Source organism: Lysinibacillus antri, from assembly GCF_003977595.1.
In the GTDB taxonomy this organism is placed as follows: Bacteria; Bacillota; Bacilli; order Bacillales_A; family Planococcaceae; genus Ureibacillus; species Ureibacillus antri.
The window spans coordinates 19846-32559 of record NZ_RYYR01000036.1; the positions used below are offsets into that span (position 1 = coordinate 19846).

Here is a 12714-nt window from a genome sequence, read left to right on the forward strand (position 1 = left end):
TACATCATGAAATTACAACTAGTATACCCGCTACTCATTGTGATCGCTTCGAGTAGCTACGGTATTTTATCAACAATAATAAAAGTAGCCATGAATAATGGATTTACATCAGCTCAAGCTGTAACAAGCCAATACGTGGTAGGATTTTTTCTAGCACTTATTCTGTTTATCTTTACGCAAAGAACACTTCTGCGCTTAAATAAAAGTGGCATTCTAACTATAGTACTTTCAGGAACTTTCACCGCTACAACCGGTATTGTTTATGGACAATCCTTAAATTATTTACCGGCATCCCTCGCTGTCGTGATGTTATTTCAATTTACTTGGATTGGAATGTTAATTGATTGTGTAATAAAAAAGCGATTCCCTAGTCGACCAGAGACAATCTCGCTCGTTTTTTTATTTTTAGGGACCATTTTAGCAGCAGGTGTTGTGGATGTAGATTTGTCCAATATTCCTTGGCAAGGTTGGGGACTTGGTTTAGTCTCTGCGTTAAGTTTCGCCATTTTCATTCAAGTGAATTCTCGAGAGGTACAAGGTATGACAACAATTTCTCGTACACTTTTGATGTCACTCGTGGCCGTCACTATCATCAGTATTTTCTTAACGCCCGAAATTATTTGGGATGGCACGTTACTAAACACAAGTTTATGGAAATACGGACTTATATTAGGGCTTTTCGGAATTATATTACCGATTATTTTATTCTCCATCGCCGTACCAAAAGTAGGTGGAGGGCTTTCATCGATTTTAAGTGCAATGGAATTACCTGTTGCTGTTCTTGCCGCAAGCATTGTATTACATGAAAAAGTAACATTATTGCAGATCTTTGGAATTGTATTAGTGTTGATTGGCATGATTTTACCTACTGTACTAGCCCAAAGGAAAAATAGATTTTAACATTTAATAATAACAACTAATAAAGTCTTATAATTTAGTACAAGTAGGTCGTCAATAACGATACAATGGGAATATAGAGGTAATTTGTGGAGGCGAATTTCGATGATGTTCCAAGAGTTTAGAAGCCACATTAATGAGATTGAGGGAAATCAGTTCCCTTCTAATAGCTATCGTCAAATGGTGCTTCAACCAGCATATGATGAGGCAAAAAAACACTTTTTAAAATCAATGGTGCAAATTCATATTGCCCACTTAAAAATGCTAGAAGAGCAGCAACTCATTAAAAAGGAAGAAGCTATACAAATCGGGCAGGCCATTGGAAAACTGGATTTAAATTATTATGAAGAGCGGGATTATAACCCACAATTTGAGGATTTATTTTTCCGTATCGAAAATAAATTAATTGAACTAGCTGGGGATGTGGCAGGCAACTTGCACATTGGGCGCAGTCGTAATGATATGGGCATTGCAATATATCGCATGACGTTACGGAAAAAGTTACTTGCACTAATGGAACAATTACTTTCCCTTAGAACATCATTAATAGCATTCGCTGAAGAACACGTCGAAACAATTATGATCGGTTATACTCATACCCAACAAGCACAACCAACAACATTTGCCCATTATTTAAAAGCTGTCATTGACCAATTAACACGCGATTTCAAGCGTATGCAAGCCGCTTTTCAAACGATTAATCAAAGTAGTATGGGCGCAGCTGCTTTAACTACTACAGGATTTAATATAAATAGAGAGCGCATGCAAGAACTTTTAGGATTTGATGGCATGATAGAAAACGCCTGGGATGCTGTAGCAGGAGCAGATTATATTGCAGAAGCTGCAAGTGTCGTTCAACTTGCCGCACTTAATCTTGGTCGAACATCACAAGACTTCTTGCAATGGGCGACACAAGAATTCAATGCCATTAATCTCGCAAGTCCGTATGTGCAAGTAAGTTCGATCATGCCACAAAAACGCAATCCGGTTTCTATTGAACATACTCGCTCATTACTATCTTCTGTCTATGGCGATGCATCCACTGTCTTACAGATGATTCACAACACACCATTTGGGGATATCGTAGACACAGAAGATGATATGCAGCCTTATTTATGGAGAGCAATGGAAAAATTGCGTGGAATCTATAAACTATTTGGCAGTTTAGTCATAACGATGGATGTCAATAAAGAAAAGCTTCTAAAACGGGCAGAAAATAGTTTTGCCAATGTGACGGAACTGGCGGATTCACTTGTTCGTTCAGAAAATATTTCATTCCGCCAATCACACCGAATCGTTAGTCGTTGTATTCGTACTTTAATTAACGATAAAAAGGATTCTTTAGATAGCCTAACATGGGAACTGGCAAATGAAATATCCGTTGAAATCACAGGTAAATCATTAAAAATCTCAAAAGAGGAATTTTATAAAGCACTTAAACCTGAATTTTTCGTTCATATTCGTTCTTTAACAGGCGGACCTGCACCTGAAACAATGAAAAACTCATTAGTGCAGGCCCAAGCAATCTCCCCTTTACTGGACAACTGGATAAAAGAAAAGAAGGATAAATTAGCAACATGTGAAGAACAACTCCAACAAATTCTTAAAGGTTGGAAACAATGACAGAGAAAGTAATTTTAGCAGTTGATGGTGGTGCAACAAAAACGACATTAGCAATTTGTTCACAGCACGGAGATTGTTACTTTAAAAAAACATCAACAGGTTCCAATTATCAAACGATTGGAAAAGACAAGGTTCAACAAGTCATTAGCGCATTGCTTCACGATGCTTATGAATCTACTAAACTCAAAAATATAAATGTAGCGGCCTTTGCTATGGCTGGAATTGATACACACAACGATCAACTCATAGTGGAGCAACTTATCACTTCTTGCTTAGAGCAGAGTGCGTTTTCAGTCAAAAAATGCATTGCTGAAAATGATGTACACGCCACATTACTAGGGTTAGTCGGTGTCAGTCAAAGAGGCGCTCTTATTATTTCCGGAACAGGCGCTCTTAGTTACGCGGTTGGTAGCAATGGTGAATTGGTTCGTACTGGTGGTTGGGGGCATCGTGCAGGTGATGAAGGTAGTGGATATTGGATTGGGCAACAAATTGTGAAATCTCTTTTCCGAATAGAGGACGGGCGAAATGAAAAGCTGAGTATTTTAAAACAGTTCGTCTACGATAAGCTTAATATCCAAAATGCGGAACAACTGATGACATGGCTGTATCGCCCTGAATATACAAATGCACAATTAGCGAGTATAAGTTCTGTGTTGCCAAAAGCTGTAGCGGCTGGCGATGAGCAAGCAATCGCTATCGCACAACAAGCTGCATTAGAGCTTTCCATTTTAGCGAGTTCAACGTTAAAAAAGGTCGGCACTGCTAGTGATGACTATCCTGTCTATTTAAATGGCGGCGTTTTTCAGCACCACCCGATGATATTGAACTTATTTCAACAATATATAAATGAGCAATACCCGCGCATCTCTTTCACATTATGTAAAAAAGAGCCAATTGAATATATCATCATGCGGGCACTTCATGAAATTAAGGGTAGCAAACATTAAAAAGAAACCTCGAAATAGGCACTGTGGTTGCCACTTCGAGGTTTTTATAATTCTAGCTTCTTTAGTCCATCATCAGTAGAGAAATATAAATAGCCATCTTCTACAAATAAATTCTCCACCTTTTCCTTATAAAGAATTGTCTCGTCTGTACCATCTGTTCTGATTTTAGAAAGATATGCACCTTTAGAATAATTGCTAAAATATAGCCAATCACCGAAACCGACAATAAATTGCGCTCGACTATCTGTTAAAGGTTCCGTCTTCCCTGTTTTCATATTCATTTGATATAAAAGATTATTGTCGTTTACATTACTATAATAAATCATTCCATCTACTTCATAGGCATGATCAATTTGAGCCATAAATGCATATTTGGTGCTTGTGCTTTCTGGATAATCCGATGCAATCCAAGTATGATCTTTTCTCATCTTTGCATCGTTCATTAAAAAGTATTCATAACGAACGACATTTTTGCGGTCTGGGGTTGGGTCATTCCACGTTGTATCAAGATGATACCACTGTCCATCAACCTTTACTAAGTTCCAGGCATGTCCTCCTGTATATACCTCGCCCACCACATATTGCGTCTCAATTCCTAAATCTTGTAATAACTTTAAGGCAAGTAAAGCATATCCTTGGCAAACCCCTTGTCCTTCCGCAACGACTGCATTGGCACTATGTGGACTCGCTGTTGTGTCTTCTCCGTAAGCCGTATTTTTCACAATATAATCATTTACAAATTTAACTTTTTCAAAATCAGACATCGTTTCAGGATTTGCAGAAGCTAGAATCGAAGCCACCTTCTCATTTACAATTTGCTCTTGCACTTCATTTGTCAAGTAAGCTTGGTGAACTTTAATAATGGCATCAAAACGGCCATACTCGTATTCTATTTTTCGATCTGCTAGATGCCCTAAAATATAATGATCTCGATCTGCTGCCATTTTCACAGCACGTTCAATTAAACTTTCAATATCTGAAGTACTACCTACATACGTAATTTCAAAGTCTGTTTGCCAATTACTAAAGTAATAGTAAAAGGCATCCGCTAGTTCCTCCGCAGTTCTGACGGTATCGCTTGGTAATTTAGCATTCTTCACGGTAGCTGTTGAGTAAATTAGCGTATCTTTCGCCGTATTGGAAACCGATGTAATGACATCTGTTGTGGCATCTTGAATGTGTATACTATTATCATTTAAAAATTGTTTGGCATTGTCAAAAAACTTTAAGCCGAAATCATACGTCGGCTTAAGTAGTACAATGACAATGACGAGAAAAGTTATTCGTTTTAACATAGTACCTCACCTCGGGAAAATTTCGGCATCAAATTTTATTAGTGCTAGTTAAATTTCATACTCAATTGTTGGCATATACTTCTCACCAAAAATCTTCTTCAATAATTCATGTCCTTCTTCTTTCATTTCCTCGGTAATAGATGAGTAAATGACAGATAATGCTTTTAGAATAATAACGGCATCATCTGCTAAACCAACTGTTGGTAAAAAGTCTGCAACGAGATCTATTGGTAAAATAAAGTACCCTAGAACACCCACAATCATTAGTTTTTGTTCTTTCGGTAAGTCCGGACTTTTTAATGCAGCGAATAAGGTTGCCGCGCCATGCAGTGCCTTAAATCCTAAATTCAACCCATACATTTTGATTTTATTTAAGAATTTGTTTGGTGCATAATGCTTGCCTTTTCCCTTTACAACTGTTTCTAATTGCATATTTTCATCCATCTTATTTCCTCCTTAAGCACATAACAAAGGCTGTTTCTTAGTACTATCATTACCAATAAATTAAAAAAGTACTACAAAAAGAATACTTTCGAGATGATCGTAGCCCTTTTATTGCAGTACTAAGATTCTTTACGAGTTTAAATGGGCAAAGGTTTCAATTTAATCATGATGTTTTTTACTTTTTGTATATGTAGTAATCATTTGTTTAAATAACTTATGTGTATTTAATACTTCATCATAAAACATAATGGTATTTTTTTTAATCTTCATATGGCCTATAGGAATTTCATAAATTGGCACTTTTCTTTTAATTGCCTCTACAAGCATATTTGTATCATAACTAAAGCTTTCTCCTGGTACTTTAAGCAGCCATGCCAGATCCTTTCTTGGTATACAACGTAAGCCTGTTTGTGTATCTAGCAATCGCTTATGGAACAATAAATTAAATAAGATGGACGCAGCTCGATTTCCGATAGAGCTAGTAAATGGTACTTCCTCAGAATTAAAATTTCTTACACCTAATATAATGCCATCTGAAAAGAGCTTAGCATGGTTTACAATTTGAGCTACGTCACTTATTTTATGTTGACCGTGAGCACCAACCGTCAGAACAAATCTTACATTGGATAAATTTTTTAATGTATAAAGGAAGCCTGTTTTCAACGCACTTCCCTTTCCTTTATTTTTAGGATGATCAATGATAACACATTGATTGTTATTCCGTAGCTTATCAAATATTGGCTTGTATTTCTCATCACTACCATCGTTAATAATGATAATTCTCTCAATGCCTAAATTTGTTAAGTTATCCACGTAATCTATTAAAGATGGTAATGGATTAAGTGTAGGCATTACGATCGCTATCTTTTCCACAATGCATCCCCTTTATGAACGTTTCTATACTTTATAGTAAAATTTTATCGTTCTTCACTCTGGGATTCAATGGAAAACAACTTTGGTGGACCTTATGATTCGGTCACTTCAATTGGAATATGTTGAAAATTCCTCACATCAAATAAACCTGTATCCGTTACCTTTATTTCTGGTATGACAGGCAAACTTAAAAACGAAAGGGTTAAAAAGAAATGAAAATATAGATCCGGATGAATGTCATGAAGTGCTTGATGAATTTCCTTCAATTTCAAAATCGCCTCTTCAGGTTGAAGGGTTGTCATCAAACCAGCTATTGGTAAGGCTAGGGAACCAAGTATTTTTCCATTCTCAACAACAACCAAACCACCTTGCATCGTTTGCAAAGCGTCCAATGCATGTAACATGTCTTCATCATTTGTACCAATTACAATGGCATTGTGAGAATCATGAGCTATTGTTGTCGCTACTGCACCCTTTTTCAATCCGAAGCCATGGACAATTGCTAAGCCTTTCGTACCAAGAGAATGGTGGCGTTCTACTACTGCAAGCTTTAATAAATCTTTTTTTATACAAGGGATAAATACACCATTTTCTACGTCTACCCCTTTTATTTCATGCTTTGTTGTAATTTGATTTGGCATAATGACGATCACGTTCGCACGGTTTCCGTTATTAAATGGAATTGCCAAATCCTTTTCTGTTAGTTTTGGAATGTTAACGGATTGAAGAATAGATTCATCAACTTGTAAATCATGCATTTGTTCTTTTAAGACTTCTCCATTTTCAGCAACCTTCACTCCTGCTTTCCAAACAGCAGCAATTTTCATTTGTTGTAGGTCGTCAAGCAGAACAAAATCAGCAGAAAATCCTTCTGCAATGGCACCTTTGTCTGAAAGTCGATAACATTCTGCTGCATTTAATGTAGCTAATTGAATTGCTTGAAGTGGCGTCATTCCATGCTTAATAGCTAATCGTACGGCATGGTTTATACTTCCTTCTTCCATTAACTCATCTAAATGTTTATCATCTGTACAAAAGGCAAATCTACGTGCATTGGCTGGTGTCACGGCTGGTAATAAATCGACTAAATTTTTAGCAGCAGAACCTTCTCGAATTAATACATACATACCTTGTTTAATTCGCTCTTGCGCCTCTTCTGCAGTAACACACTCATGATCCGTTTGAACACCCGCTGCTCGATAGCCACGAATTTGATCTCTTGTTAAGCCTGCACCATGGCCATCAATGATTTTGTTAGATTGTTGGACTAGGCTCAATTTTTCTAGCATGTCCGGACTTGTGTTCAACACTGCGGGGAAATCCATTACTTCCGCAAGTCCTAATACTTGTTGGTTGTTTAAAAATGGGGCTAAATCTTTTGCTTTCATCACGGCCCCTGCATGTTCAAACGAGGTGCTTGGTACACTAGAAGGCAACATAAAGTAAATATCCATTTGCGCTTTCTTAGCATCGTCTAACATAAACTGCATCCCTTTAGCACCGGATACATTCACAATTTCATGTGGATCTGTTACAACTGAAGTTATTCCATGAGGCAATAAAATTTGGCTAAACAAAGTAGGTGGTAGCATAGAAGATTCAATATGAATATGTGCATCAATTAAGCCTGGAATGACATATCTCCCATTGGCATCTTCTGTTCGCTTTGCACTAAATTCATCTTGTTCATCCAGTGCAATGATTTTTCCATCCGCAACAACGATATTTGCCTTTCTCCAGCATAACGAAAAAACATCGGCAACTAAGGCATTCTTTAATATAAAATCTGCCTCAAGTCGTTTTTGAGAAAGATTAATTAAATTTTTCATTGTTTGAACATCCATCTAGCTACCCCTCTCTTTCACCCACAATATATCTGTTACTATATTTTGTAATACCCATCATTATAACTTTAGAAAAAGACTCCTTATTATAGAAGTCTTTCCCCTTTAGATGGTTTAATAAACAACTTCACCTAGCACTTCTTTAAAGGTGTTAACGGCTTCTTCAATATTTACTTCATTACCTAATTCTTGAAGAACTTCACCTATTGTACGAAGCGCCTGTTCTAGCATATCAGCCGTTGTGTTGCCCATATGTCCGATACGAAACGCTTTTCCTGATAAATGTGCTAATGCTCCAGCGACAATAATGCCTCTAGCTGCAAGGCCACTACGGAAGGCAGTATCCTCTACTCCATCTGGGTATAAAATACAGCTTAAAGTTGGCGCTGCAACATCTTCAGTAGCTAAAGGAGTCATTCCATATGTTTTTAATGCTGAACGAACGCCCTTTCCAAATGCGATATGACGCTTTTCACGTTTTTCGATGCCTTCTTCCAAGACAATTTTTAAAGCTGTATCATATGCATAAATTAAATTAACTGGCGGAGTAGCAAAATATTTTGAAGGGTCTTGCATAATTGGTAGCCAATTATACACATCACTATAATAAGCTGTAATTTGCCCAAGAGCTTTTCTTGCTTCTAAGGCTGTTTGGTTAAAGGCAACAATTGCAAGCCCTGGCGGAATACCAATCGCCTTTTGTGAGCCCGTTAAAACAACATCGATTTTATAACTTGGATCTCCATAAGTCTTACTCATATTTTCATCAAGAGCAGCTGTAGCAACGACCCCATCTACTATTACTAATGCTCCTGTTGATTTAATAATCGGTATAAGTGTATCTAAGTCCGACACAACCCCTGTAGATGTATCTGCATGCGTAATTGTTACAGCTTTATATTGTGTTTCTGATACTTTTGTAGCTACTAAACCTGGGTCTACTTGTTTTCCCCATTCTTCTTGTAAAACATCGACTTCAATGCCGTACGCTTTTGCAAGTGGTGTAAAACGGTCACCAAAATAGCCATGGCTAATAACGAGCAATTTCTCGCCCTTCCCAACCGTGTTGACAATTGACATTTCCATTGCAAGAGTGCCTGAACCAGCTACGACAAAGACTTCCCCATCTGTCTGAAGTAACTGTTTTGTCTGTTCAATGGCATTTTTAAAAGTTGCCACAAATCGCGGATCGGTATGACCTCTTGTTTCACTTGCTAATGCATCATAAATTTCATCTACAACAGGCGTCGGACCTGGTACTAATAACATTTCTTCATTTCTCATTTACTCTATCCCCTTTTATGTATAGTTCATTTCCCCATAGTATTCAATTTCTATAATCTTTCGAAAATTCCTTCTACAAAATAGAAAATGCCCTACTAGCTCATGTCAACTAGTAAGGCACCCATCCCTAAATTTTGCTCATTATCTATTTAGGAGGCAACCCCAAATATATTTTTCCCCTTTGTAAAACGCTTACATTCATTTTGATGAAATAACATCTTGCTCAATTAAATTTTAAAATAGTTCAGCCGCTATCTCGCATCGACCGCTATTTACGTCTGCTCCCCAACAGGCGCTTTAATTTTGCAAGCTCTTCATTTAATATTTCAAGTACTAACGGTAAAGCTACTTTGCGTCCATTATCAAGAATACCTTTTCATGTCGAATCCATTGCCATACTTGTGTACGGGAAATTTCTACAGTTGCAGCATCTTCCATTAAGTTATTAATCGGAGCTACTCCATTCCCACGTAGTCAAGAAACAATGTATTGAACATTTTATATGAAAACATCTTCTGTAACCGTACTCTCTGGAACGGCAACCAGAGCTAGACGATACATTCATATTTTCATATTTTTTATCAAATAGATGCCCCGGTAATCCCCTATTGTTACCGAGGCAATCTTTTTAGTTTAAATTATGCAAATTGTTCAGTTTCAGTTGATCCTGCCATTGCAGTAGTAGAAGATGTACCACCAGAAATTGTTTGAGCAACATCATCAAAGTAACCAGTACCTACTTCGCGTTGGTGCTTAGTAGCAGTATACCCTTTAGATTCAGCAGCAAACTCAGCTTGTTGTAACTTAGAGTATGCAGCCATACCATTGTCTTTGTAGTCATGTGCAAGCTCGAACATTGAGTAGTTTAAGCTGTGGAAACCAGCAAGTGTAATGAATTGGAATTTGTAACCAAGTTTTCCTAACTCGCGTTGGTACTCAGCAATTTCTTTATCAGAAAGTTTAGCTTTCCAGTTGAATGATGGAGAGCAGTTGTAAGCTAACATTTTTCCTGGGAATTTCTCATGGATTGCAGCAGCAAACTCACGAGCTTCCTCTAATGATGGGTGAGAAGTTTCACACCAGATTAGATCTGCGTATGGAGCGTATGCTAAACCACGTGCAATCGCTTGTTTAATACCTGGTTTTGTACGATAGAATCCTTCTGGAGTACGTTCACCAGTTAGGAATTCAGCATCACGTGGATCGATATCACTTGTTACCATGTCTGCAGCATCAGCGTCTGTACGAGCGATTAATACAGTATCTACACCCATTACGTCACAAGCAAGACGAGCAGCTACTAAGTTACGGATCGCGTTTTGAGTTGGAAGTAATACTTTACCACCTAAGTGACCACATTTTTTCTCAGAAGCTAATTGGTCTTCTAAGTGAACACCAGATGCTCCAGCTTCAATCATACCTTTTACAAGTTCGAATACGTTAAGTGGACCACCGAAGCCAGCTTCAGCATCAGCTACGATTGGTGCGAACCAGTCAAACTCATCTTCACGACCTTCAGCATGGTCAATTTGATCTGCACGTTGTAACGCTTGGTTAATACGTTTTACAACTTGTGGTACTGAGTTTGCTGGGTATAATGATTGGTCAGGGTACATTTGACCAGCAACGTTTGCATCTGCAGCTACTTGCCAACCTGATAGATAAATAGCTTTTAAACCTGCTTTAACTTGTTGTACTGCTTGATTACCTGTTAGTGCACCTAATGCATTGATGAAATCTTCTTCATGTAAAGACTTCCATAAACGTGCTGCACCGCGTTTTGCTAAAGTTTGCTCGATTATTACAGAACCTTGTAATTTCACAACTTCTTCAGCTGTATATGATCTTTCGATACCTTTCCATCTTGGATTTTCTGCCCAATCCTTTTTGATTGCCTCAATTTTCTCTTGTCTTGTTACCATATTCCTAACACACCTTCCCCTTTGTTTAAATACCCTGTTGTAAAATAATTCATTTTCACTGTTCCATAACAGAAGTATTTCTTGTAAATTAATATATAACAGTATCATTTAATTTTCATTATTTTCTGACGAAATGGTGCAATTTTGGGACAAAAAGGTATTATTAGAAGATGAAGTGATATTTTTTCATGTGTATAGGGGGATATGTGTTATATGGAGATGGAGAACTTTCAAATATCAAAAGAAGAATTTGATCAATTTAAAATTATTTTGGAAGATTGGATTTCAAAAGACGCATCCATTGCGATTGCACTTGGGGAGACGTATGTTTACCATTCAAAAAGTACACATCACAGTCATTTAGAATTCGGGGAAGCTATCCACCCAGAAAGCATTGCAGCTCGTGTTCTAAAGAGTAGACAAAAAACGGAAGCCATCATAGATAAATCTATTTTGGGAGAACCGTATTATGCAATTGGGTACCCAATCCACTTTAATAAGCAAGAGGCTGCTTTAATTGTTATTCTTCCTTCCACATACTCTGTTGAAAAACGAGAGCCATATAAATTTTTAACAGGTAGACAAGATGAAGACTGGACACCTGTTCCAATTGAGCAAATTTCTCATATAGAAAGCTTGCAAAAAAAAACTTGGTTTTACGCACAAAACGATCAATACAAAACGACAATTACGTTAAAGGAACTTCAAACAAAGCTACCTGAGTATTTTGTACGCATTCATCGTTCTTATATTTTAAACATCTATTTTATTAAGCGCATTTCAAAAGATTTAGCATCAAATTTCGTCATTGAACTAAAGAATGGCACCGAACTACCTGTGAGCCAATCTTATGTAAATAATTTGAGGAAGGCATTGGAGTTTTAATTTGTTATGATGAGTGTCTTGAAGATTTTGTGAGTGTATCTTTTGTGATGAGCATGGTGGCATATTATTGCAATCAACGCAGGAGGACTTATTTTCATATAAAAGGCTGTTTAGAAAGTTTTCGCTTTCAGACAGTCTTTTTTCTTGTAAGGTACTTTACACTACCTATTTTTATGGAGGAAGTAATATGCTTTCTTTGAATATAGATGAAAGACAATAACCGGAAAAAATTAGTTTAGCCGAAATGTATAGTAGATGGGATTTCCATTAAAAATGGACAGGATATTTTATAAGTCCATTACACTAAAAATAGCGGCTCTTAAAATAGTAATGACCTTCTCTGTTACTAAATACTAACGTCAGATTGAAGCGTTTAGTGAGGGGATTAAGTGTAGACTTCATTGTATGTCTCTTTACGACGTATCTTTATGCTTTTTGAAAAGTCCTATCATATATAGTATGTATTGTTAAATTTTGTGTACTTTTTCACTACTTGAATTGGTAGAGCATGTCTTCATAATTTAGGTTATACATTTTTTCTTTTAGGGCTAGCCATTTTCTCAAGATTAAAGGACAAACCTTTATAGATTCGAACATTGAAAGTAAGCCCGAAATAAAAAATAACGCACCTTCCGGCACGCACGGCGAATAGCCTTCAATCCACTGCTTTTTTTGGATTGAAGGCTATTATTTTATA

At 37.1% G+C, this 12714-nt stretch carries 11 protein-coding genes; 4 read left to right on the forward strand and 7 right to left on the reverse strand.

What is annotated here, in order from left to right; translation table 11 throughout:
* The first annotated feature begins 6 nt into the window (after window positions 1-6).
* From EK386_RS17855 to EK386_RS17865, 3 genes are all read left to right on the forward strand, one after another.
* Window positions 7-900: an EamA family transporter gene (locus tag EK386_RS17855; RefSeq protein ID WP_126660539.1), complete on the forward strand. Its 894-nt coding sequence runs from the start codon at window positions 7-9 to the stop codon at window positions 898-900.
* 102 nt (window positions 901-1002) lie between these two features.
* Entirely contained in the window at window positions 1003-2520 is a 1518-nt protein-coding gene (gene argH / locus EK386_RS17860; protein WP_126660540.1) for an argininosuccinate lyase, read from the forward strand.
* Complete coding sequence (locus tag EK386_RS17865) at window positions 2517-3470, forward strand: N-acetylglucosamine kinase (protein WP_126660541.1); 954 nt, start codon at window positions 2517-2519, stop codon at window positions 3468-3470. Before argH ends, EK386_RS17865 begins: the two co-directional genes overlap by 4 nt.
* A gap of 44 nt (window positions 3471-3514) precedes the next feature.
* Here EK386_RS17865 and EK386_RS17870 read toward each other — a convergent pair whose 3' ends face one another.
* The 7 genes from EK386_RS17870 to aceA form a co-directional block, all read right to left on the reverse strand.
* On the reverse strand, window positions 3515-4765 hold the full coding sequence (locus tag EK386_RS17870) for a transglutaminase domain-containing protein (RefSeq protein WP_126660542.1): 1251 nt from the start codon (window positions 4763-4765) through the stop codon (window positions 3515-3517).
* A 48-nt stretch (window positions 4766-4813) separates the two neighbouring features.
* Window positions 4814-5209 (reverse strand): YkvA family protein, encoded by a 396-nt coding sequence (locus EK386_RS17875; protein WP_126660543.1) that lies wholly within the window; start codon window positions 5207-5209, stop codon window positions 4814-4816.
* A gap of 159 nt (window positions 5210-5368) precedes the next feature.
* Window positions 5369-6082 (reverse strand): glycosyltransferase family 2 protein, encoded by a 714-nt coding sequence (locus tag EK386_RS17880; RefSeq protein WP_126660544.1) that lies wholly within the window; start codon window positions 6080-6082, stop codon window positions 5369-5371.
* A gap of 92 nt (window positions 6083-6174) precedes the next feature.
* Complete coding sequence (ade, locus tag EK386_RS17885; RefSeq protein ID WP_126660549.1) at window positions 6175-7911, reverse strand: adenine deaminase; 1737 nt, start codon at window positions 7909-7911, stop codon at window positions 6175-6177.
* Window positions 7912-8040: 129 nt separating this feature from the next.
* A complete protein-coding gene (locus EK386_RS17890) occupies window positions 8041-9210 on the reverse strand; it encodes a pyridoxal-phosphate-dependent aminotransferase family protein (protein WP_126660545.1) in 1170 nt (389 codons plus the stop codon).
* 345 nt (window positions 9211-9555) lie between these two features.
* Window positions 9556-9648 (reverse strand): hypothetical protein, encoded by a 93-nt coding sequence (locus EK386_RS20680; RefSeq protein WP_246027721.1) that lies wholly within the window; start codon window positions 9646-9648, stop codon window positions 9556-9558.
* 200 nt (window positions 9649-9848) lie between these two features.
* On the reverse strand, window positions 9849-11132 hold the full coding sequence (gene aceA / locus EK386_RS17900) for an isocitrate lyase (protein ID WP_126660546.1): 1284 nt from the start codon (window positions 11130-11132) through the stop codon (window positions 9849-9851).
* A gap of 213 nt (window positions 11133-11345) precedes the next feature.
* On the opposite strand from aceA, the gene EK386_RS17905 reads away from it, so the two are divergent.
* Window positions 11346-12017 (forward strand): LytR/AlgR family response regulator transcription factor, encoded by a 672-nt coding sequence (locus EK386_RS17905; protein ID WP_126660547.1) that lies wholly within the window; start codon window positions 11346-11348, stop codon window positions 12015-12017.
* The last annotated feature ends 697 nt before the right edge of the window (window positions 12018-12714 follow it).